This window comes from Cyanobium usitatum str. Tous (assembly GCF_963920485.1).
GTDB classification, from domain to species: Bacteria; Cyanobacteriota; Cyanobacteriia; order PCC-6307; family Cyanobiaceae; genus Cyanobium_A; species Cyanobium_A usitatum_A.
Map to the genome: position 1 here is coordinate 1,119,699 of NZ_OY986431.1, position 19,531 is coordinate 1,139,229.

General features: G+C 61.8%; 26 protein-coding genes. 5 read left to right on the forward strand and 21 right to left on the reverse strand.

Going from position 1 to position 19,531, the window contains the following annotated elements; all coding sequences use genetic code 11:
- Positions 1-5: 5 nt before the first annotated feature.
- Positions 6-3,128, forward strand: a complete 3,123-nt coding sequence (locus U9970_RS06070) for a type I restriction endonuclease subunit R (protein WP_322765762.1) — start codon at positions 6-8, stop codon at positions 3,126-3,128.
- A gap of 649 nt (positions 3,129-3,777) precedes the next feature.
- Here U9970_RS06070 and U9970_RS06075 read toward each other — a convergent pair.
- From U9970_RS06075 to U9970_RS06155, 17 genes are all read right to left on the reverse strand, one after another.
- The gene (locus tag U9970_RS06075) at positions 3,778-4,122 is read right to left on the reverse strand and encodes a sigma-70 family RNA polymerase sigma factor (protein ID WP_322765763.1); all 345 of its coding nucleotides are present in this window, start codon (positions 4,120-4,122) and stop codon (positions 3,778-3,780) included.
- Between the two features lie 53 nt (positions 4,123-4,175).
- On the reverse strand, positions 4,176-4,421 hold the full coding sequence (locus U9970_RS06080) for a hypothetical protein (protein ID WP_322765764.1): 246 nt from the start codon (positions 4,419-4,421) through the stop codon (positions 4,176-4,178).
- A 48-nt stretch (positions 4,422-4,469) separates the two neighbouring features.
- Complete coding sequence (locus U9970_RS06085) at positions 4,470-4,682, reverse strand: hypothetical protein (protein ID WP_322765765.1); 213 nt, start codon at positions 4,680-4,682, stop codon at positions 4,470-4,472.
- Positions 4,679-5,020 carry a hypothetical protein gene (locus U9970_RS06090; protein WP_322765766.1) on the reverse strand — a complete coding sequence of 114 codons (342 nt, stop codon included), beginning with the start codon at positions 5,018-5,020 and terminating at the stop codon, positions 4,679-4,681. The genes U9970_RS06085 and U9970_RS06090 overlap by 4 nt, the downstream gene beginning before the upstream one ends.
- The gene (locus tag U9970_RS06095) at positions 5,017-6,504 is read right to left on the reverse strand and encodes an ATP-dependent DNA helicase (protein WP_322765767.1); all 1,488 of its coding nucleotides are present in this window, start codon (positions 6,502-6,504) and stop codon (positions 5,017-5,019) included. Before U9970_RS06095 ends, U9970_RS06090 begins: the two co-directional genes overlap by 4 nt.
- On the reverse strand, positions 6,444-7,025 hold the full coding sequence (locus tag U9970_RS06100) for a hypothetical protein (RefSeq protein ID WP_322765768.1): 582 nt from the start codon (positions 7,023-7,025) through the stop codon (positions 6,444-6,446). The genes U9970_RS06095 and U9970_RS06100 overlap by 61 nt, the downstream gene beginning before the upstream one ends.
- The gene (locus U9970_RS06105; protein WP_322765769.1) at positions 7,018-7,461 is read right to left on the reverse strand and encodes a hypothetical protein; all 444 of its coding nucleotides are present in this window, start codon (positions 7,459-7,461) and stop codon (positions 7,018-7,020) included. Before U9970_RS06105 ends, U9970_RS06100 begins: the two co-directional genes overlap by 8 nt.
- Complete coding sequence (locus tag U9970_RS06110; protein ID WP_322765770.1) at positions 7,458-7,772, reverse strand: hypothetical protein; 315 nt, start codon at positions 7,770-7,772, stop codon at positions 7,458-7,460. The genes U9970_RS06105 and U9970_RS06110 overlap by 4 nt, the downstream gene beginning before the upstream one ends.
- On the reverse strand, positions 7,765-8,373 hold the full coding sequence (locus U9970_RS06115) for a hypothetical protein (RefSeq protein WP_322765771.1): 609 nt from the start codon (positions 8,371-8,373) through the stop codon (positions 7,765-7,767). The genes U9970_RS06110 and U9970_RS06115 overlap by 8 nt, the downstream gene beginning before the upstream one ends.
- Positions 8,366-8,509: a hypothetical protein gene (locus U9970_RS06120; protein WP_322765772.1), complete on the reverse strand. Its 144-nt coding sequence runs from the start codon at positions 8,507-8,509 to the stop codon at positions 8,366-8,368. The genes U9970_RS06115 and U9970_RS06120 overlap by 8 nt, the downstream gene beginning before the upstream one ends.
- Positions 8,506-8,793: a hypothetical protein gene (locus tag U9970_RS06125; RefSeq protein WP_322765773.1), complete on the reverse strand. Its 288-nt coding sequence runs from the start codon at positions 8,791-8,793 to the stop codon at positions 8,506-8,508. Before U9970_RS06125 ends, U9970_RS06120 begins: the two co-directional genes overlap by 4 nt.
- A complete protein-coding gene (locus tag U9970_RS06130) occupies positions 8,786-9,274 on the reverse strand; it encodes a hypothetical protein (RefSeq protein WP_322765774.1) in 489 nt (162 codons plus the stop codon). Before U9970_RS06130 ends, U9970_RS06125 begins: the two co-directional genes overlap by 8 nt.
- A complete protein-coding gene (locus U9970_RS06135) occupies positions 9,267-9,590 on the reverse strand; it encodes a hypothetical protein (RefSeq protein ID WP_322765775.1) in 324 nt (107 codons plus the stop codon). The genes U9970_RS06130 and U9970_RS06135 overlap by 8 nt, the downstream gene beginning before the upstream one ends.
- Positions 9,587-9,850 (reverse strand): hypothetical protein, encoded by a 264-nt coding sequence (locus tag U9970_RS06140; RefSeq protein WP_322765776.1) that lies wholly within the window; start codon positions 9,848-9,850, stop codon positions 9,587-9,589. Before U9970_RS06140 ends, U9970_RS06135 begins: the two co-directional genes overlap by 4 nt.
- A gap of 77 nt (positions 9,851-9,927) precedes the next feature.
- The gene (locus U9970_RS06145; protein WP_322765777.1) at positions 9,928-10,335 is read right to left on the reverse strand and encodes a hypothetical protein; all 408 of its coding nucleotides are present in this window, start codon (positions 10,333-10,335) and stop codon (positions 9,928-9,930) included.
- Positions 10,336-10,428: 93 nt separating this feature from the next.
- Positions 10,429-11,121, reverse strand: coding sequence for a GIY-YIG nuclease family protein (locus U9970_RS06150; RefSeq protein ID WP_322765778.1), 693 nt, complete (start codon positions 11,119-11,121; stop codon positions 10,429-10,431).
- A 65-nt stretch (positions 11,122-11,186) separates the two neighbouring features.
- Positions 11,187-11,357, reverse strand: coding sequence for a hypothetical protein (locus tag U9970_RS06155; RefSeq protein ID WP_322765779.1), 171 nt, complete (start codon positions 11,355-11,357; stop codon positions 11,187-11,189).
- An 88-nt stretch (positions 11,358-11,445) separates the two neighbouring features.
- On the opposite strand from U9970_RS06155, the gene U9970_RS06160 reads away from it, so the two are divergent.
- From U9970_RS06160 to U9970_RS06175, 4 genes are read left to right on the forward strand one after another with little or no spacing between them, the layout of a single operon-like run.
- Positions 11,446-12,117, forward strand: coding sequence for a PfkB family carbohydrate kinase (locus tag U9970_RS06160; RefSeq protein WP_322765780.1), 672 nt, complete (start codon positions 11,446-11,448; stop codon positions 12,115-12,117).
- A 26-nt stretch (positions 12,118-12,143) separates the two neighbouring features.
- A complete protein-coding gene (aroA, locus tag U9970_RS06165) occupies positions 12,144-13,478 on the forward strand; it encodes a 3-phosphoshikimate 1-carboxyvinyltransferase (protein WP_322765781.1) in 1,335 nt (444 codons plus the stop codon).
- 22 nt (positions 13,479-13,500) lie between these two features.
- A complete protein-coding gene (gene glmU, locus U9970_RS06170) occupies positions 13,501-14,874 on the forward strand; it encodes a bifunctional UDP-N-acetylglucosamine diphosphorylase/glucosamine-1-phosphate N-acetyltransferase GlmU (protein ID WP_322765782.1) in 1,374 nt (457 codons plus the stop codon).
- Between the two features lie 25 nt (positions 14,875-14,899).
- Positions 14,900-15,160 carry a chlorophyll a/b-binding protein gene (locus U9970_RS06175; protein ID WP_322765783.1) on the forward strand — a complete coding sequence of 87 codons (261 nt, stop codon included), beginning with the start codon at positions 14,900-14,902 and terminating at the stop codon, positions 15,158-15,160.
- A gap of 113 nt (positions 15,161-15,273) precedes the next feature.
- On the opposite strand, the gene U9970_RS06180 is transcribed toward U9970_RS06175, so the two are convergent.
- From U9970_RS06180 to U9970_RS06195, 4 genes are all read right to left on the reverse strand, one after another.
- The gene (locus U9970_RS06180) at positions 15,274-16,668 is read right to left on the reverse strand and encodes a UDP-N-acetylmuramoyl-tripeptide--D-alanyl-D-alanine ligase (protein ID WP_322765784.1); all 1,395 of its coding nucleotides are present in this window, start codon (positions 16,666-16,668) and stop codon (positions 15,274-15,276) included.
- Between the two features lie 28 nt (positions 16,669-16,696).
- Positions 16,697-17,365: a hypothetical protein gene (locus U9970_RS06185; RefSeq protein ID WP_322765785.1), complete on the reverse strand. Its 669-nt coding sequence runs from the start codon at positions 17,363-17,365 to the stop codon at positions 16,697-16,699.
- A gap of 106 nt (positions 17,366-17,471) precedes the next feature.
- Positions 17,472-18,944, reverse strand: coding sequence for a glycogen synthase GlgA (gene glgA, locus U9970_RS06190; RefSeq protein WP_322765786.1), 1,473 nt, complete (start codon positions 18,942-18,944; stop codon positions 17,472-17,474).
- Between the two features lie 40 nt (positions 18,945-18,984).
- A complete protein-coding gene (locus U9970_RS06195) occupies positions 18,985-19,518 on the reverse strand; it encodes a L,D-transpeptidase (protein WP_407653089.1) in 534 nt (177 codons plus the stop codon).
- Positions 19,519-19,531 lie beyond the last annotated feature (13 nt).

Below are 19,531 nucleotides of genomic sequence, written 5' to 3' on the forward strand. Positions count from 1 at the left end.
ACCAGATGAACCTCCACCACGAGATCAACTTCGAAGCCGAGGTCGCCGAATACCTTTCGACCAACGGCTGGCTTTATGCCGATGGCGATTACACCGCCTATGACCGTGCCCGTGCCCTCTTCCCCGCTGACTTGCTGGCCTGGATCCAGGAGAGCCAGCCCGATGCCTTGGAGGTGCTGCAGAAGAACCATGGCGCTAGTGCCACAGAAACCCTGCTGAACCGTTTGCGAGCTCAGCTCGACCAGCGCGGCACCCTCGACGTTCTCCGCCAGGGCATCGAGCTGCTCGGCCTCAAGAAGCCGCTCCAGCTAGCTCAATTCAAGCCAGCCCTGGCGCTCAACCCCGAGATCCTCACCCGCTACTCCGCCAACCGCCTGCGGGTCGTACGCCAGCTGCGTTACTCGCTCCACAACGAGAACAGCATCGACCTGGTGCTGTTCCTCAATGGCCTGCCAGTAGCCACTGTCGAACTCAAGACCGACTTCACCCAGAAGATCGACGACGCGGTGGACCAGTACCGCTTCGATCGCAACCCCAGGCCCAAGGGCCAAAGCCCGGAACCGTTGCTCTCATTTCCCAGCGGTGCCCTCGTCCACTTCGCGGTGAGCACCCGTGAGGTGCGCATGACCACCAAGCTCCTCGGCCCTTCGACGGACTTCCTCCCTTTCAACCGTGGCGATGAAGGTGGATCCGGCAACCCCCTCGACCCTGTACGCGGCTATCGCACTGGCTATCTCTGGGAGGAGGTGTGGGAGCGGCACTCCTGGCTTGAGATCATCGGCCGCTACCTCGTAGCCAGCCGCGACAAGAAGAAGCAGATCAAGGAGGTGGTCTTCCCCCGCTATCACCAGCTCGATGTCACCCGCAAGCTCCAGGCGGCCGTGCTCGCTGAGGGGGAGGGCCGCAAGTACCTGGTGCAGCACTCCGCCGGCTCCGGCAAAACCAAGTCGATCGCCTGGACGGCTCACTTCCTCGCCGAGCTGCACAACGCCCAGGCCAACAAGGTCTTCGACACGGTGTTGGTGGTGTCCGACCGCAATGTGATCGACACCCAGTTGCAGGAAGCCCTATTCGATTTCCAGCGAACCACCGGAGTGGTGGCCAGCATCACCAACGCTGACGGCAGCAAGAGCAGCAAACTCGCCGAGGCCCTCTCAGGCGACAAGAAGATCGTGGTCTGCACGATTCAGACCTTCCCCTTTGCGCTGGCGGCCGTGCGGGAGCTGTCGGCCACCCAAGGCAAGCGCTTTGCCGTGATTGCTGATGAGGCCCACAGCTCCCAGAGCGGTGAGGCTGCCGCCAAGCTCAAAGCCGTTCTCAGCTCCGAGGAATTAGCCGAGCTGAATGATGGCGGCGAGGTGAGCATGGATGACGTGCTGGCCGCTCAGATGGCGGCCAGAGCCAAGGACAGCGGCATCACCTTCGTGGCCTTCACCGCTACCCCAAAGGCCAAGACGCTGGAACTGTTCGGCCGGCGTCCCAACCCGGACGCCCCCGCCAGCGACACCAACAGGCCCCAACCGTTTCACGTCTACTCGATGCGCCAAGCGATCGAGGAAGGCTTCATCCTCGACGTGCTGCGCAATTACACCAGCTACAAGCTGGCCTTCCGCTTGGCCCATAACGGCGCCAGCTACGACGAGGTGCAGGTGGAGAAGAGTGCCGCACTCAAGAAGATCATGGGCTGGGTCAAGCTCCACCCGTACAACATCGCCCAGAAGGTTCAGGTCGTCGTCGAGCACTTCCGGGAGTTCATCGCCCCTATGCTTGATGGCACCGCAAAGGCGATGGTGGTGGTCGCCAGCCGGCTAGAGGCGGTGCGCTGGCAGCTTGCGATCGAGAAATACATCAAGGAGCAGGGCTATGCCATCGGGACACTTGTGGCCTTCTCCGGCTCGGTGACGGACAAGGAGAGTGGCCCCGACGACTTCACCGAAACCAGCGCTTCCCTCAACCCTGGCCTCAAGGGGCGGGACATCCGCGAAGCCTTCAACACCGAGGAGTACCAAGTCCTGTTGGTGGCCAACAAGTTCCAGACCGGCTTCGATCAGCCATTGCTCTGCGGGATGTACGTGGACCGGCGACTAGCTGGCATCCAGGCGGTGCAGACCCTCTCCCGTCTGAACCGTTGCCACACGGGCAAGAGCGACACGTACGTGGTGGATTTCGTCAACGAGCCCGAGGAGATCCTCGAAGCCTTCAAGACCTACTACGAGACCGCCGAGCTGGCAGGCACCACCAATCCCGACCTGGTGTTCGACCTCAAGGCCAAGCTCGACGCGGCCGGCCACTACGACGACTTCGAGGTGGAGCGGGTAGTCAAGGTGGAGCTGGACCCCGATGGCAAGCAGAGCGAACTGGCTAAGGCCCTTGAGCCAGTGGCTGACCGCCTGCTCAAGAAGTTCAAGAGTGCCCAGAACGCCCTCTCTGTTGGTAAGGAGCTGGAAGATGCCACCGCCATCAAGGAAGCAGAAGACGAGCTGAACGCCCTAACCCTGTTCAAGGCAGACATGGGCGCTTTCCTGCGGCTCTACACCTTCCTTTCCCAGATCTTTGACTACGGGAACACGGCGGTTGAGAAGCGCTCAATCTTCTACAAACGGCTCTTACCCCTGCTGGAGTTCGGCCGTGAACGTGAAAGCGTTGACCTCTCCAAGGTGGTGCTTACCCACTACCACCTGAAGAACCTCGGCAAACGTACCCTGCCGCCTGGTGAAGGTGAGGCTCGCAAACTCCAGCCAATGACCGAAGCAGGCACCGGCCAGGTGCAGGACAAGCAGAAGGCCCTGCTCGACGAGATCATCGCCAAAGTCAACGACTTGTTTGAGGGCGAGCTAACTGATGGCGATAAGCTGGCCTATGTACACGTGATCAAGGAGAAGCTGCTGGAGTCGGAACTCCTTCAGCAGCAGGCCGTCAGCAATACCAAGGAGCAGTTCGGCAACTCCCCCGACCTCGCCAGTGTGCAGTCCAATGCTGTGATCGATTCGCTCGATGCACACACCGCCATGAGCACCCAAATCCTGAATCAACCCGACGCCCAGGCCGGACTTATGAAGGTCTTGCTCGACTACATGGGGTTGTATGAGTCCTTGAGGGAGAGGGCCGCTACATCAAGAAAGCCCTGAAGGGCTGCATTAGACATTGCTGTGGAGTTTGGGAATTGTTTCCAATCCAGCTAGTAGTTCGACAGGTGTAGTCTCAGCAAGGGACTATCAGCAGTGCGCCGGGTGCGCAATGCCTTTGCCAACTCCAGCGCCGACATGGGTCTAGCTGATCCCGCCCACAAAAACCGCCTTGCGGATGCCTACACCGAAACCCCATCGGGCTGCCCTTCAACAACGCCTAACGACAAAGGGCCTGGACGCTTCGCTTACTCATTCAGGCTTTGAGAAAAACAGTATCAAAGACCAAAGACCCACTTCTAGATTAAGTGTGAATCGGTGTTAAATCATCGACAAATGCAACTCAAGGGCTAAGGGTAACAGTAAATGGTTGTATTTTTTGTTTTGAACACGGGATGAGCGTCCCAGCTTGAATAATCCCACCTATTCCCTGCTGAGTCAACATACAATCGGCGCTCAATATAGATGCGTCCCGATTGGGTGTCTTTCCTTTCAGCTTTAACGGGGCTCTTAGCCGTTAGAAGAAAACGTCTTCTGTCGTCCATACGAATTTCCTCCCAATCGTCTCCTTTTGACCAGCCCCATCCTTTGCTGTTGGCTTTTTCGTCAAAGCAATACCATCTTATTGTTTGCGAATTTGCAGCCACTGGTGCTACCACCAAAACGCATAGGTCGAAAATTGATAGCCACGGGCTGGGTCAAACTTCTCAACCGCCCGGCTTAATCCGATGGAGCCCACCTGAATTAAATCCTGGAAGGTCTCATCGTTTCTCGCCAAGGACTTGTATTTCTTGGCAACAGTGACAACAAGCCGGAGGTTGGTTTCTATCAACCGTTGCTTGGCACGAATGCCACGGCGTTTGATAGCAGCAGGGACTGGCTCAGGCCCAGGCCAGTCCAGCCATAACCGCACCTCACGGGAAAGGTGAAGCTGCTGCCGAGGTGGCAGCACAGGGAACCGGCCGTAGTCCGCCAGCATTCTGGAGAGCCCTTCCATGTGCTGACAAATCAGTGGAACGAAGTAGCCAGTCTGCGGTATTCCCTGGGTGTCTAGCCAACCTCTAACGCCAACAGCGCATCCTCAAGGTCGCCGCCCAGCTCATCGAGCCTGCGAGCGCCATCGGCGGCCATGCGTTCGTGGTGGGTGGTCTGCTCCTCCACCCCGCGGATTTCCTCCAGCAGGGGCCGGCTGGGCAGCAGCTCTGGGTATTGCACCAGAGCAGCCTCCACTCCCTGCTCCAGCAGCGTGGTGACAACAGAAGCGGCGCAGATTGAGGCGGCCTTGGTTCGTGCCATGGCGGCAATTTCAGGAATAAAGGTTGAGTTTGAATCCAGCAGTTGTGACTACTGGGGGTTGGCCTGGGGTTGGTTCCAGATCTGATACGGGACAGGCCCAGGCCCTGGCGGAATGGGTGTTGCCACCGGCTGGCCCAAGACCTGTTGGAGGTAGACCCCGCCCTGGGCTGGGCCATAGGGCTGGTAGCAACCGCCAGGGGTGGTGGGGCTGGCGCCGTACTGGCCGCAGATGATGGCCTGGGCAATGAGGAAGGGGATCACGCGGCTTCCTCAGCAGCAGGGGTCACCTCTCCCTCAAGCTCGGCAAACAACCCGGTGTAGGTGCCGCAGCTCCGGCCTGATGCGGCGTAAGCCTGCTCCAGGCGGTCCTGCCGGGCCTGCTGTTCGGCTGGGCTGCAGGGGTTGCTGGTGTTCTGTCTAGTCATAGCGGTCAAGTTGGGTTCAGATTCAGGAGGTGTTGGCAGCCAGGCCACGACAACGCCCCAGCGGCGCAGCACGGCTCTGGCGTATTCGGTGGGGGTGGCCTTGCCATTGGCCTGGAGGAGATCCCAGGCCCGCTGTAGGTCGGCATCGCTGGGCTCCAGGAGGGTGAGGTTCATCGGTCCCTCCGCAGCAAATGGACGGCCTGCGAGGCCCTGGTGAGGGCCGTGTAGTGGAGGGCTACCGCCTCGCTGGTATTGAGCCAATCAAGACAGCTATTCGCCCAAAGGTGGCGGAAGGTTGATCCCTGTGATCGGTGCACACTGAGCACCGCCGCAGACCGGAGATCGCCTCCGTAGCTTCGGAGCGAATGCCAGGCCGCCCAGGCTTTTGTGCGGGCAGGGCCGGACTCGATCTTGGCGATCAGCTGCCGTAGCTCGGCAATGCGCTCCCCCCATGCCGGATCGCCGGGGATGGGTGCAAACACCGTGATTCGCTGCTGGCGGCCACCAGAAACCAGCGGGTCAAGCGTGAGTTTCTGCACATGAAGATCACAGCCGATGTGAAAGGACCGGGGCTCCTTGCGCTTGGGTGTCTGCCACTTGGCCTCGCCCAGGTCGAGCTTGAGCCGATAGGGCTCAGCATCAACGATTCGCCACTCGCAGGTGCTGGGCGCCAGTGGGGCAGCCATGGACTTGCCCGGCTGCTGGATGGCGTCGCCGTTTTGGAGGATCTCGCCTGGCCTCCAGCCCTCAGCAGCCAGGGCCCCGAGCTTGGCGGTCCGCAGCTCCTGCGTCAGGCGAGCGCACTCACGGTTTGTCCAGCACACGATCCGGGCGCTGTTCGGTTCCGCCTCCCAGCGGGGATCCAGCAGCACCTGCTTGGCTGCATGGAACCAATGGTTTGGCCAGTCGTACACCAGCACCTTGCTGTCGGCATCACGCTTGTCCGCAGTCGGCCAAATGGCATCCACCTCGGCCTTGGTGGTGCATTGGCGGATGGCGGTCGCCAGCTCCAGCACAGGGCCCTGGTGACGCACTATGCGAGTGAGCCTGGCTATGCCGCCAGGCGGATTGAGAAAGCACTCGGCCATGGCGGGCACATAGCTCGACTCGTCTTCGCCGGGGCCAGGCGGAGGCGAGCAAGGGGCCAACTGGGCCTGGTCTCCAATCGCCACCACAACGGTGCCGGTGGTAGCTGCGAGCTTTACGAGGTCGGCCCCCATTTGGTCCGACGCCATGCTCATCTCATCCGCCAGCAAGACGTCATAACCCCGGAGCTGGCCCCGCTTTTCGGCCTGCCTGAAGTCGGGCTGAAAGTCGATCCAGCGCCCCCGCTGCACGGGCTTGAGACCCAGCAGCGAAGCCAGGGTTTTGCATTCAACCGAAACCGGCACCCGGGACCTGAGCACATCCAGCGCCTTGTGGGTGGGGGCCGCCACGATCAGGGTCTTGCCTTGCTCCAGCAGCCGTTGAATTAAAACCCCGGTGAGTGTGGTCTTGCCCGTGCCAGCCGGGCCATGGAGGGCAGTGTTCTCCCGCCGAGCCACCGCATTCAGCAGGTGATCGAGGGCTGCCGCCTGGTCCTCGGTGAGGGTGATGCTTACAGCTCCACCTCCCCTGCGACTTGATTGCCTGCCCACTGCAGTGGTGCTCTCAGCCATCGCCCGATCAGTAGGCCCAGCCGTTCCGCTACAGCCCCCAGGTAGTCGCCAGCCACAAACAAAGCATTTCCAGTTGTGCATCGCACCTGTTGGGTACGAGTTGGCGGTGATGGTTGCGGCCGTGGGCTGAGCAATTCGCTGACGCGATGGTTCTCGCAAGCAGCAACAATTTGTGCCTGGCTAATTGCTGATCTGGCGGCGCGATCAAACGCCAGCCTGATTCCATTTTCGGCAGCGCAGAATGCTTCCGATATTGCTGTGAGGTTTACATCGTCCGAGCCGTCTGGATCGAGGTGCAAGATCTGCGACCGCAATTCGCCTAGCGTTTGCTGAGTCCTGGCGCGCCATTCATCTTCAACGCCATAAGCAAGGGCATCCTCGGTCGGACCATCTTCTAGCTCTTGTTGAAGTCGAAGGACGGCAGAGCCGAGAGCAGCTGATCCAACTAAGCGGGCGGCTTCATGAACCATTGCCTTGATGGTTGATGGGCTTGGTTGCATCGACAGGGATTCGTCAGCCATCGTTGCCCCCGAGCACTGAAGGAGGCCACTGCCTGTTGTGGGCATCGAAATACCGCTTGGTTTCGTTGGCGCCCTTGCACTCATCGGCGTAGGCCGGGTCGTACTTGCGGCGCGATTGCTCCAGCTCCAGGAAGTCCTGAAGCAGGTAAAGGGCTCGTTCAAGGACCGCAAGCTCAAGCGGATGGGGCCCCTTGCCGTCGTATTCGTCGGGCAGCGCACAACCCGCCTTCCTGAAGCGTTCAATAAGTACGGCCAGCGCCTGGTCGTCGATACACGCTGGGACGAAGTCACTCAGGTCCGCTGCCATCTGGAGTTCGCCAATCAGAACGAGGGCGTCGTCGAAGTAACGGGCCAGCCAGGGGCTTGATGCTGGGAGGAAGCGTTCGTCGCCTTCAGGGCTGCCCCGCTCAATGATGCTCTGCTGTTCACTCGTCATCGCTTCAGCCCCTCCCGCCCGGTGTCTGTGCACTCAAAAACAAACTCGCCATCGCGGATGCCAACGACATCCAGGCGGCCCGTAATGAAGGTCCTGAAGACGGCCCGGGCAACACGCTCCCCGGAGTCAAACTTCCCGACCAGGTGATTAAGCGCGGACTGTCCAAGCTCGGCATCACCGCCAGCCAGCTCGGTGGTTACAGCCACCAGCCCAGTGTCCTGAAAGTTCTTGGCAGCCAAGGCCCGCTTGAAGGCAATGCGAAAGCGGGCGCTGAGTAGCTCCGCTTGAAGGGTGGTGGAGGATTCAGTCATTGCTTGATGCCTCCCCTTCCTCGTCACGCAGGGCAGCAACTCTCTCCTCAACCAGCTCAAGCAATTCCTCCAGTGATTCGTCGCCATTGAGGTATCGCTGCAGCCTGCCTTCGGCATCAGATACGGAAAGCCCAATGGACTCCAGCAGATCAAGACAGGCGCGCTGACCTTTCTTGCAATCAACGCCGGACTTCTCGGGATGATCCTTGGCGTTCAGTAGAACCAGCTTTGCAAAGCCCATTGGAGTGAGCGCCACCTCTGGCTCAGGATTTGACTGAACCTTGGTGATGAAGCCCTCCATCTCCATGTGATTCCAGTGCTGCTCTCCCGTGAAGTCCTTCATCCACTCAGTCATCCGTGGCGACAAGGTGGTTTCACCGTCCGTCCAGGTGTAATCAACACCTTCAACCATTCCGGCCTCCCGTGCGGCCTGGAACATGACAGAAGCGGCGACACAATGCAGGGCTCGCTGCTGGCTTAGGCCCTGGCGGAGATAGCCGTGCATTGCCCGGTCCATCTCCTCCCTGGTGCCATCCTCAATGGTGATGAGGGTTGCTATTGGTTCTGCCGGGGGTGCGCCGAATCCTTTGAAGTCAGCCATTGCTTGATACCTCCTTACGGAAAATCTTGTTGAGTTGTTTAATCCTGTCGCCGCGATCTTTGATGCGCTTGATGTTTTCCTGCTCAGAGGTCATCAGCCCTTCGACTAAGTGATCGGGGAAGCGTTGATCAGTCATTGGCCTGCCCCCAGCCGTGCCATCTCGTCTGCGATCTGGGTCAGCCAGTCGCGAAGGCAATCGATGTCGTCGTTCCGCCTGAGCAGGCCGCGTTCGCTCAGGTGGCCGATGATGCCCTGTAAATCCCAGAGGAGGTTGGGCACCACCAACGCATCAGGGGTGGTGGCAATGGTCAGGCGCCCGCGTGTGTGGATGGCGTTGAGGGCTTCAATGATTTCCGCATCCCGCTCCTGCCGCTCTGCCTGAAGACGAAGCGCCGAGGGGGTGAGGGTGGCATCAACCATTGCTCCGCCCTCCAGCCAGCGGCTCAATGTCAGCCCATTCGGCTAACTGGTCCTCAAAGCCGTCAAGCGACTCCAGGCAGTGCCGACGCATGAAAGCCAGGTATCTGCTGGCGCCCTTGTCGAAGACCGCCAGGCAGTCCTCAAGGGTCTCCACCATTGGGTACAACTCACTCCCAAATTCGGGCTCTTGGGGTCCGTCCTCGACCCAGGGGACAATCAAGTTGCCACCCAGGCCCTCCCAGACCCAGCACTCCAGGGATCCGCCAATGCGGACACCAACGCCAAGGCTGAAGTATTGCTCTGGGTCGCTAGTGGTCGGGAGGACAAGTAGCTGAATTCCATGGTGGGTGTCATCCCAGCTCACATGCCAACGGCGTTCTCGGGCTTCAGCTGCAATGGCCTTGATCCGGGAGTCGGCCTGTTGCTCTAGCTCGATCTGTTCGATCCGCTCTTCTTCTGAATAGAACTCCTGATCAGCCATTGGCCTGGCCCTCCTCGTCCTCGCCGTAGATCAACTGCGCCAGACAGCTGGAGCAGACCATCGCTGCATTGGCTGACTCCTCGATTAGCAGCTCTGCGATGTCATCGCTCAAGGTGAAGAAGGCATCGCTGCCCAGGTCGGCAAGGTCTTCGGCCAGCAGGCTGATTTGCCACAACTGCTCGGGCAGGTTGTCCTTGGGTTGGGAGGACAGGCTGTAGTCACACGCCAAGGCGAGAACCCAGCTGCGGGCCAGGCCAGCGCGGACTGACAGGGGCAGCGCCTCTGTGATGCTCTTGGTTGAGGTGGCATCAGTCATTGCCCTGCCTCCTGCTGTGCCTGAGCCATTGCGAGCGTTCCTGCGGCAGCCAGGTGATTCAGCGTCGCCTTCAGGTTTCGGTGTGCCGTGGTGAGGCTGGGCTGAATTGAGATTTGCAGCTCGGTCGAGGCCAGGAAATTGCCAAGCGCCTGCTCCAGTGCTGCGGCCTGCTGGTGGAGAGCAGCAATCCGAGCCGACAGCGCGGCAGGGGTGATGCGTTGTCGCTTGGCGCCGGGGATGGTGCGCGGTGGTGATGTCATTGCTCTGGTGTTTGGTGTATCCCAGCCCCGGTAGTTGCAGGGGGGCTGGGGATTAGTGAAGGGCGAGAATTAACCTTTCACTCCTCGAAGGAATGACTGGTAGGAAAATCACCCGAATTGGACAACAGCTTAAGTGCCTCGTATAGATCGTGCTCTTTTGGATCGGCTAAGTATTTGGCGGCAGAATTGATGCGATCTATCGCAGACTCGTCATCGGCGTAGTCGATCTCTCGCAGTCGCGCTGCTTCAACTTCATCAGCAGTTGGCCTGTCGCGATGAAGGGTGTCGTAACCAGTAAGCCGCAGAGTCCTCAGCTGCGCGGAGTATTCGCTGCACACTTCACGGCAGATAAGGTCATTGATTTCAAGCCGGAATGCGGGCCTTTCGTACAGGAGTGGTCCGATTATGTCCGCAGCTTCATCGAGAACCCGGAAGACTCTAAGGACTTGGGCTTGCTCTTCTTCAGTCAGTTTGTAACTAGTCATTGTTCGGGATAAGTGTTTGTGGAATCCACCTCAAGGGTGGGGTGAATAAATGCCTGGGCTTACACAGCGCCGACTGATGCCAGGCAGCTGCAATCAGGCGGGAGACGGCCTTGTGCTCCAGTAGCTGAACGTCTTCCGATTCAGGTACTCAGTTAGCGACCAGCCGTTATTGCCAGCGAATTGGTCGCCAACCCGTTCGCGCACTCGGTCTGCGTATTCAGCCTCTGCTTGGCGGAAAGCGGATTCACAGATGACGCTGATCAGCGCATCTCTGGTTCTCTGAATATCTCGGGCCTGAAGACCATCGGCAATTTGCAGCTCCCTGAGCTGATGCCGAATCTTGGTCAGCTCTGCAATGCGGTAGCCGTTTCTGGGGGGTGGGGTATCAAGCCACTTAGAGGTGTTGCGTGACTTTCCGCAGGTGTAGGGAGCGGGGCGCTGAGCGTTAAGGACTGGGCACAGCAGCTGGATGTGGTGCCGTTCGCGGTCCTTAAGCTCCTCGGCCTTTGGGCTGCAGGTCTCCAGCCAAACGGGGAAGTAGTGGCGCCGGTCGCGGACTGTTGAGACATCGGCTCCGCGCCTATCAAGTTCTTGCTTCAGCCGTATTGACCAAATTGGGCTATAGGCGCCCTGGAAGTGAGCGTTAAGCCGATGCTTTACGCACTGGCTGGCGCCTATGTACTGCAGCCCGGTGGGAATATGAACGATGGTGTAGATGCCTGGATGCCGCCAATCGCCCAATGCCATGGCGGCGGACCAGAGGTCGTGTTGTTCGGTGGCAATCATTTGAGTTGATCTGGTGCGATAGCCCCAAAGGGCGGTGGGTGCCAGCAATCAGCTGGCGGGGTTGATCAGCCGTTGCGGCTGCTGAGCCATTGCCGGATCACATGCCGCACCTGGCCGGGCATGGTGCGCTCGTTGGCTTCGGCTTCCTCGGCCAGCGGCGCCGCCAACTCGGCGGGAAGGTCAAGCCGGTAGATCACCGTCTTGTCGTCTGCGTCTGTCGTTGCGCCTGCAGCCATGAGTCCTGATGCGGGGTGGCTCAGCAGGGTGCGCCGTGTTTAGGGCATCACCTGCGTCACCGCCCAAAACACCACAGGTGTCAGCCGCGTGGACGCTCTGCCGCCAGAGGCCCTGAGCGCCCAGATCACCGCGGTGCTCACGGACCTGCCGGTAGCCGCCCTGAAAACCGGCATGTTGCTCAACGCCAGCCTGATCGAGGCCACTGCTGCCGCCCTAGCTCCGCTGGCGATCCCGATGTTGATCGATCCGGTGATGGTGTCGCGGGCAGGGTCAGTGCTGCTGGAGCCCAGCGCCATCGCTGCCTACCGACTGCTGCTGCCCTTGGCCGAGCTGCTCACCCCCAACCTGCACGAAGCCCAGCTACTAAGCGGCGTGACGATCGAGGCGGCTAGCGATCTGGAGCTTGCGGTTGAGCAAGCGGCGCAGAGGCTGCTGGAGCTGGGGTCAGCAGCGGTGCTGGTAAAAGGCGGCGGCCGGCCGGAGCTGCGCGGCCTCGACTACTTCCTAGAGCGGCATGCGCCAGGGCAGTGGCTCAGCCACACGCCGATTAGCACCATCCACACCCACGGCAGTGGCTGCACCCTGGGGGCAGCGATCACTGCCCAGCGAGCCCTGGGACGATCGCTCCAGGAGGCCGTGAACGAGGCCAAGCGCTACGTGGAAGGCGGCTTGCGCTCCGCCCTAGCCATTGGCGCTGGTCAAGGCCCGCTCTGCCACTGGCATACCTATGGATCGGTCGAGCAGCGGCGCGATCCATAGGATCGGCCCACTGCCTTCAGAGCTTCGTGGCCCATTCCGCCGCCAATCCCGCCCCACTCCGCCTGACTGGTGGCGGCACCCTGGCGGGAACCGTGCAGGTGCCCGGGGATAAATCAATCTCTCACCGGGCCCTTTTGTTTGGGGCTATCGCCGAGGGAGAAACCCGCATCGAGGGCTTGCTACCAGCGGAGGACCCGCTCAGTACGGCCGCCTGCCTGCGGGCCATGGGTGTGGAGGTATCGCCGATTCAAGCCGGCCAGCCAGTGACGGTGCAAGGCGCCGGCCTTGATGGCTTCCAGGAACCTGGCGATGTGCTCGATTGCGGCAATTCGGGCACCACCATGCGGCTGATGCTGGGGCTGCTGGCAGGCCGGGTAGGCCGCCACTTCGTGCTCACTGGTGATGGCTCCCTACGGGGCAGGCCGATGCGGCGGGTCGGAGCCCCCCTGGCCCAAATGGGTGCCCAGATCCATGGCCGCGGGGACGGCAACTACGCACCCCTAGCGGTTATGGGTCAGCCCCTGCGCGGCACAACCATTCACACCCCGGTGGCCTCAGCCCAGGTGAAGAGCGCCATCCTGCTTGCCGCCCTCACCGCTGACGGGCCCACCACCGTGATCGAGCCGGCCCAGAGCCGCGACCACAGCGAGCGAATGCTGCGGGCCTTCGGCGCCGAGTTGTCGGTGGGTGGTGCGGGCAACACGGTGGTGACCCTGACCCCCGGCCAAAGGCTCAAAGGTCAAGTCGTGGTGGTGCCAGGTGATATCAGCTCCGCCGCCTTCTGGCTGGTGGCCGGTGCCATCACCCCAGGCGCGGATATCACGGTGCAGAACGTGGGGCTCAACCCCAGCCGCACCGGCATCCTTGAAGTGCTGGAGCAGATGGGCGCGCAAATAAGCGTGCTCAACCGCCGGGATGTGGCCGGAGAGCCGGTGGGCGACCTGCGGGTTTGCCACGGCCCGCTGCAAGCCTTTGAAATCGGTGGCGACCTGATCCCCCGGCTCGTTGATGAAATCCCAGTGCTAGCCGTAGCCGCCTGCTGCGCCGGCGGCATCAGCCGCATTCGTGACGCCGAGGAGCTGCGGGTTAAGGAAACAGATCGCCTGGCGGTAATGGCACGGCAGCTCGGGGCGATGGGCGGCCGCATCGAAGAATTCGCAGACGGCATGACCATCAGCGGCTGCACCGAGCTGCACGGCGCAGAGGTAGACAGTGAGACCGACCACCGGGTGGCCATGAGCCTGGCAGTAGCGGCCGGCATCGCCCAGGGCGACACCCTGCTGCACCGGCCGGAAGCGGCAGCCGTCTCCTATCCGGGTTTCTGGGACGACCTAGCCCGGCTTAAGCAGCAGGCAAACTGATAGGTAGTCCACCCAGAAGCCCATGCTCGCCGTCGCCGTATTGGCCGCAGGGAAGGGCACCCGCATGAAGAGCGCCCTGCCCAAGGTGCTCCAGCCCCTAGCCGGTGCCACCTTGGTGGAGCGGGTACTGGCCAGCTGCCAGCAGCTTCAGCCAGAGCGGCGCCTGCTGATCGTTGGCCACCAGGCCGAGCGGGTGGAGCAGCAGCTGCAGGGCCTAACCGGCCTGGAATTCGTGCTGCAGCAGCCCCAGAACGGCACTGGCCACGCCGTGCAGCAGCTGCTCGAACCGCTAAATGACTTCAGGGGGGATCTGCTGGTGCTCAATGGCGACGTGCCGTTGCTACGCCCGGAAACCCTTGCGGCCCTGCTGGAGCAACACCGCAGCAGTGGCGCTGCCGTGACCCTGCTGACAGCCAGGCTGGCCGATCCCAGTGGCTACGGGCGAGTGTTTGCCGATGCCAACGGCTCCGTTAGCGCAATCGTGGAGCATCGCGACTGCAACGACCAGCAGCGTCTCAACGACCTCACCAACGCAGGGATCTACTGCTTCAACTGGGCCAAGTTGGCCGAGGTGCTGCCCAAGCTCACCACCGACAACGACCAAGGCGAGCTCTACCTCACCGACACGGTGGCCCTGCTCCGGCCGGCCATGCACCGAGAGGTGGCCGATGCCGACGAAATCGCCGGTATCAACGACCGGCTTCAGCTCAGCCAATGCGAGGCGGCACTCCAGGAACGGCTAAAGCGCCACTGGCTGGCTGAGGGTGTCAGCTTTGTCGATCCAGCTAGCTGCACCCTCAGCGAGGACTGCCGCTTTGGCCAGGATGTTGTGGTTGAACCCCAATGCCACTTCCGAGGCAGCAGCTCCATCGGCGATGGCTGCCGCATCGGGCCCGGCTGCTTGATCGAAGACAGCAGTTTGGCAGCAGGTGTGACCGTGCTCTATTCAGTGCTGCGCCAGGTGCAGGTGGGTGAGCACTGCGCCATTGGCCCCTTCGCCCAGCTACGCCCCGGCAGCTCTTTGGCGGAGAACTGTCACATCGGCAATTTTGTGGAAGTTAAAAACAGCAGTCTTGCCGCTGGTGTGAAAGTAAACCATCTCAGCTATATCGGCGACGCAGATCTAGGTGCTGGCGTCAACGTTGGCGCAGGCACAATCACCGCTAACTACGACGGCGTGCGCAAGCACCGCACCGTGGTGGGGGCAGGCAGCAAAACCGGGGCAAATTCTGTGCTAGTGGCACCACTGACCCTGGGCGAAAACGTCACCGTCGGTGCCGGCTCGACGATCACCAAGGACGTGCCGGCCGGGTCGCTCGCTTTGGGCCGTGCTCGCCAGCTCGTCAAGGAAAACTGGTCCAGCCAGTTAAACCAGCCAAGCCCTCCAGCCCCATAGGCTGCGCCAACCTTCCCCAGCTTTTATGAATCGCGACAGGCGTCCTGCAGCTTCACCAGATGCAGCTTCACCAGATAAAGAGGGCTTTCTCTACGAGCCGGTGGAACGGTTTGGCGAGAGCATGACCAGCCCCAAACCCTGGAACAAGGCTGCCCTTGCCGGAGTGGAACTATTAAACGGTCGGATGGCCATGCTCGGCTTTGCTGCAGCAATCGCCGGCGAGCTTCTCACCGGCAAGGGCATGGTGGGGCAGCTGGCTGCCATGTTGCGTTGGTATTTGGGCTGAAAGCAGAAAGGCCCCGAGTGAACCACCACCCAGGACCTTCGCCCGAAGGCACAACATCGTGAAATGCTGCTCCGCAGCCATCATGGCCGATCGCGCCGACCCCGGAGGGCCGATCAGAGAAGCGGGATCAAGCGCTCCAGAGCAACACCCCGACTGGCCTTGAGCAGAAGCACATCTCCCGGCTGCAGCCATTGCTGCAATGGCTCAGCCGCAGCCTCCGGACAATCCACCTGCCTTAAACGCGATAGGCCAATGGCCGCCGCAACCATGGCCGCCCCTTCCTCGCCCTGGTCCACGATCACCAGACCATCAAGGTTTAGTTGCCTGGCCCGCTCGGCCACGCTGCGGTGCAGTGCAAGGCTCTGCTCGCCCAGCTCGAGCATCGTGCCTAGCACCGCGAAGCGACGTCCAGGCTGCTGGGCCAGCAGCTCCAAGGCGGCAAGCACCGCCTCCGGTGAGGCGTTGTAAGTCTCGTCAAGGATCAGCACGCCATTTTGCTGTAAACGGCGGCTGCGTCCTCCGGGCAGATCCACCTGCAGTGGCCGCCAGCGCTCAGGCTCAAGGCCGAGCTCACGAGCTACCGCCATGGCAAGCAGCAGGTTGCGGGCGTGATGCACTCCTTCTAGCGGCATAGGCAGGGCCACTCCGGCCAACTCCAAAATCGCCCCCTGGCAATCAAGGCTGCCCAGCAGATCTGCGGCCGCTTCATGGCCTTCTCCCTGCAGGGCAACCCGCACTACCCGGCCAGACCACACCCTGGCCAGGGCACGGTCCAGCAGAGGATCACCAGCCGGGATCACCACCAAGCCATCGGTCCCCAAACCAGCCACGATTTCGCACTTAGCCGTGGCGATTGCCTCACGACTGCCAAGCCGGCCGATGTGGGCTGTGCCGATGTTGGTGATCACTGCCACATCGGGGCTGGCGCAGCGACTCAGCCGTTCGATCTCACCGAGGCCCCGCATGCCCATTTCCACAACCACGGCCGCCTGATCAGGGCCTGCGCCAAGCAAGGTCAGGGGAACACCTACGTCGTTGTTTTCGTTGCCGCTGGAGGCCCAGATCGGCCCAAGCGGTGCCAGGGCACTGCGGATAAGTTCCCGCGTGGTGGTCTTACCGGCGGAACCGGTCACCGCCACCACCGGCGCCGCCAGCTGCAGGCGCCAGAGACCCGCCAGGTCCTGGTAAGCATGGAGGGTGTCCGGCACCAGCCAGAGGGGAATGTGAGCTGCGGCGGCAGCAGCCAACACACTGGCCTGGGTGGCTGGCGCAAGGTGGCCCGCCTGGGCTAGCAGGGCGGCGGCTCCAGCCTCGAGAGCACCGGCAAGGAAGCCATGGCCATCGAAGCGCTCGCCAATCAGCGGCAGAAAAAGGTCGCCGCCGCGCAGCTGGCGGCTATCGGTGCAGATGGCTTGGGGGGCAAGCTTCTGGGCCGCCTGATCCACCGTCATTGGTCCGGTGGCGGGTGGACCCCAAAGCTCCTGCAACTGGGCTAATCGCAGACTCATCGTCGGCAGTCGGGGGCGATGCCGAGGATCATGGCTGAGGAATTGGCTCCGCCTCCAACAGCACCATGCCGCTACCCACCCGGGCGGCCTGGGCCAGCAGATTGCCGCCAGGGGCTAGCAGGCGCAGCCGCTCGTAACCCAACTCGCGGCTGCGCTGCAGCCAGAGATCGGCCTGCTGCTGGCGGCGCTGCAATGGCAAGCCTGCCCAGGGATTGACCAGTTCCAGATCGAGCAGCCCCTGCTCTGGGTGGGGGCGAGCAGAAGCAATGCAGCCATCGGGGTCGTCGTTTGAAAGCAGGGCCAGCAGGGGGTCGAGCTCAAGGCGCGCGACTGGAGCAGGCTCTGCAAGCTCAGGAGGCTCAGGAGAGCTTGGAGCTGGACCAACAGAGCGGGTAGGTGGCTGGCCTAGGGCCTGCGCAAGCGGCAAATCAGGACGGGGGGCAACTTGTTCAACAACTGGTTGAACAGCTGAACTATCCGCAATATCAAAATTGGTGGGGGTGGGAGCAAAAGTTTTTATCAGCAGCGTCAGCGACCACGCCAGCACAGCCAAGCCCAGGGCTAGCAGCACCGGCCAAAAAAAGGCCGCAAGCCCTTGGGGCCAGAAGCCAGGCACCGATAAATCGCCCTCGCGGTTGCGGCGCACCAGCTCCCGCAGCTTGAGCACCGTGCTGGCCAAGGCGGCACGCAGGTCCACTGCAAGGCGGCCCCAAGGTTCTACGTAAGGGGCCGGATAGGGAGCTGGTGGTTCCTCACGGCCCGACCTATCGGGGGCGGAAGTTGGTGGCGTCACCAAAAGGGGTTCAACGGCGCTTCAGCAGGGAAGCCAGGCCCCGCCGGCTGGGGTCCGCATCCTGGCCCTGGGAGAAACGCTCAACGGCGGCCGCTTCAGGCGTTGGTTCCTTTACCCCGCAAACGTCGCGGTACATGGCGTCGTATTCGAGCGCCGAGCGAGCCCAGCTGAAGTCCACGCCCATGCCCCGGCGCTGGAGTTCCTGCCAACTGGCCTGATTGCGGTAGGCCTCCCAGGAGCGCACGATCGCCGTGTAGAAGTCGATGGGCTCATATCGATCGAAGCCATAGCCGTTGCCGCTGCCAGCCAGGGGGTCGTTCGGGGGCACGGTGTCCACCAGACCGCCCACCATCCGCACCACCGGAATCGAGCCATAGCGCATAGCCAGCATCTGGCTGATACCGCAGGGCTCAAAGCGACTCGGCATCAAGAAGGCGTCGCTGCCGGCATAGATCAGCCTCGAGAGGGCGTCGTCGTAGGTGAGGAAAACGGCGAAGCGGCCGGGATGGCGCGCCGCCATCTGCCATAGCCCCGACTCATAGGTGCGATCCCCCGTGCCCAGCACGACAACCTGGCTGTCGGTGTAGGCCAACACCCGATCAGCAACCTGCAGCAGCAGATCGACACCTTTTTGATCGACTAGCCGGCTCACCATTCCCATTAGGTAGGAGCGGGGATTCACCGCCAAGCCAAAGCGCTCCTGCAGGGCCTGCTTATTAAGGGCCCGGGGGGCTAAATCTGCAGCCGAAAACTGGGCTGGCAGGCTGGCATCAGTGGCTGGATTCCAGTCTTCGGTATCAATGCCGTTGAGGATGCCGCGCAACTTGCCGCTGATGAAATTCAGCAAGCCATCGAGATGCTCGCCGTATTGGGGCGTGCGGATCTCCATCGCATAGGTGGGGGACACCGCATTGACCCGATCGGCGTAAAGCAATGCCGCCGCCATCGTGTGGTCCCCTTGCATATACCAGGGACACCAGGTGATGCGATCAAGTTTCCAGCGCCAAGGGCCCTGATACTTGAGATTGTGGATTGTAAATACGGTGCTGATCTCCGGGTCTTGATGCATCCACACCGGCAACATGCCGGTGTGCCAGTCGTGGCAGTGCAGCACCTGGGGTTTCCAGTGGTGCCAGCAAAATTCCGCAGTGGCACTGGCAAAGAAGGTGAAGCGCCAATCCTCGTCTTCACCGCCGTAGATGCGCTCCGGATCAAACACCGGATGGCCCACTAGATAGAGGATCAGGCCGTTGCTGGGATGGCGGGCCTCAAAGACAGCGAAGTCATTGCCCATCGTGTGGCCGCGCCAGATGGGTTCGGGCGAAACCTTCAACTTCGACCACAACTTGCCGTACCCCGGCAGGATGATGCGTACGTCGTGGCCTAAGGCAGCTAGGGCAGGGGGCAAGGAGCCCACCACATCACCCATGCCCCCGACCTTGATCATCGGCGCGCATTCGGCCGCCGCAAACAAGACCCGCATCCCAGAGTTACCGGAGGTGGGCGCAACTCTACGGGCGTCGCTAGGGCAGCACCGTCACGGGCGTGCCCATCTCCACCAGATCGAACAGTTCCCGCACATGCTCATCCAGTAGGCGCACGCAGCCGTGGGAAACGGCCTGGCCCACGCTGTGCCGCTGGGGTGTGCCGTGGAAGCCAGCACTGACGCAACCCCTCACCACAAGGTGCTCGCTGCCGTTGAAGCCGGCGCGGCCCTTGCAGTCGCGGTGGAAGCCGATCCAGCGGCTGCCAAGGGGGTTGGCGGGTCCAGGCGGGACGTGTTGGCCGGTGGCTGGGTGCTCCCAGGTGGGATCTACCGCCAGCTCGATGACCGCAAACTGACCGACCGGGGTCTCCCAGCCCGGCCGTCCGACACCCACTGGAAAGCGTTTGCGCTCCTGGTTGCCCTCTAGTACCAGCAACTGGCGCTGGCGCCGGTCAAGGACGAGCCGACGCTGCAGAGATGGCTCTCCATCTGCAACGGCAAGGGGAGGCGCAAATAAAGCGGCTCCCACAAGCAGCAGCGGAAGCAATCGCAGCAGCCCCAAACAAGCCACTGCCCTGAAATGA

What these genes read in the sequence shown, in the direction of transcription:
- U9970_RS06070 (WP_322765762.1), top strand. Translation starts at nt 6, where the DNA reads ATGAACCTCCACCACGAGATCAACTTCGAAGCCGAGGTCGCCGAATAC.
- U9970_RS06075 (WP_322765763.1), bottom strand. Translation starts at nt 4,122, where the DNA reads ATGGAAGGGCTCTCCAGAATGCTGGCGGACTACGGCCGGTTCCCTGTG.
- U9970_RS06080 (WP_322765764.1), bottom strand. Translation starts at nt 4,421, where the DNA reads ATGGCACGAACCAAGGCCGCCTCAATCTGCGCCGCTTCTGTTGTCACC.
- U9970_RS06090 (WP_322765766.1), bottom strand. Translation starts at nt 5,020, where the DNA reads ATGAACCTCACCCTCCTGGAGCCCAGCGATGCCGACCTACAGCGGGCC.
- U9970_RS06095 (WP_322765767.1), bottom strand. Translation starts at nt 6,504, where the DNA reads ATGGCTGAGAGCACCACTGCAGTGGGCAGGCAATCAAGTCGCAGGGGA.
- U9970_RS06100 (WP_322765768.1), bottom strand. Translation starts at nt 7,025, where the DNA reads ATGGCTGACGAATCCCTGTCGATGCAACCAAGCCCATCAACCATCAAG.
- U9970_RS06105 (WP_322765769.1), bottom strand. Translation starts at nt 7,461, where the DNA reads ATGACGAGTGAACAGCAGAGCATCATTGAGCGGGGCAGCCCTGAAGGC.
- U9970_RS06110 (WP_322765770.1), bottom strand. Translation starts at nt 7,772, where the DNA reads ATGACTGAATCCTCCACCACCCTTCAAGCGGAGCTACTCAGCGCCCGC.
- U9970_RS06115 (WP_322765771.1), bottom strand. Translation starts at nt 8,373, where the DNA reads ATGGCTGACTTCAAAGGATTCGGCGCACCCCCGGCAGAACCAATAGCA.
- U9970_RS06120 (WP_322765772.1), bottom strand. Translation starts at nt 8,509, where the DNA reads ATGACTGATCAACGCTTCCCCGATCACTTAGTCGAAGGGCTGATGACC.
- U9970_RS06125 (WP_322765773.1), bottom strand. Translation starts at nt 8,793, where the DNA reads ATGGTTGATGCCACCCTCACCCCCTCGGCGCTTCGTCTTCAGGCAGAG.
- U9970_RS06130 (WP_322765774.1), bottom strand. Translation starts at nt 9,274, where the DNA reads ATGGCTGATCAGGAGTTCTATTCAGAAGAAGAGCGGATCGAACAGATC.
- U9970_RS06135 (WP_322765775.1), bottom strand. Translation starts at nt 9,590, where the DNA reads ATGACTGATGCCACCTCAACCAAGAGCATCACAGAGGCGCTGCCCCTG.
- U9970_RS06140 (WP_322765776.1), bottom strand. Translation starts at nt 9,850, where the DNA reads ATGACATCACCACCGCGCACCATCCCCGGCGCCAAGCGACAACGCATC.
- U9970_RS06145 (WP_322765777.1), bottom strand. Translation starts at nt 10,335, where the DNA reads ATGACTAGTTACAAACTGACTGAAGAAGAGCAAGCCCAAGTCCTTAGA.
- U9970_RS06150 (WP_322765778.1), bottom strand. Translation starts at nt 11,121, where the DNA reads ATGATTGCCACCGAACAACACGACCTCTGGTCCGCCGCCATGGCATTG.
- U9970_RS06155 (WP_322765779.1), bottom strand. Translation starts at nt 11,357, where the DNA reads ATGGCTGCAGGCGCAACGACAGACGCAGACGACAAGACGGTGATCTAC.
- glmU (WP_322765782.1), top strand. Translation starts at nt 13,501, where the DNA reads ATGCTCGCCGTCGCCGTATTGGCCGCAGGGAAGGGCACCCGCATGAAG.
- U9970_RS06175 (WP_322765783.1), top strand. Translation starts at nt 14,900, where the DNA reads ATGAATCGCGACAGGCGTCCTGCAGCTTCACCAGATGCAGCTTCACCA.
- U9970_RS06180 (WP_322765784.1), bottom strand. Translation starts at nt 16,668, where the DNA reads ATGAGTCTGCGATTAGCCCAGTTGCAGGAGCTTTGGGGTCCACCCGCC.
- glgA (WP_322765786.1), bottom strand. Translation starts at nt 18,944, where the DNA reads ATGCGGGTCTTGTTTGCGGCGGCCGAATGCGCGCCGATGATCAAGGTC.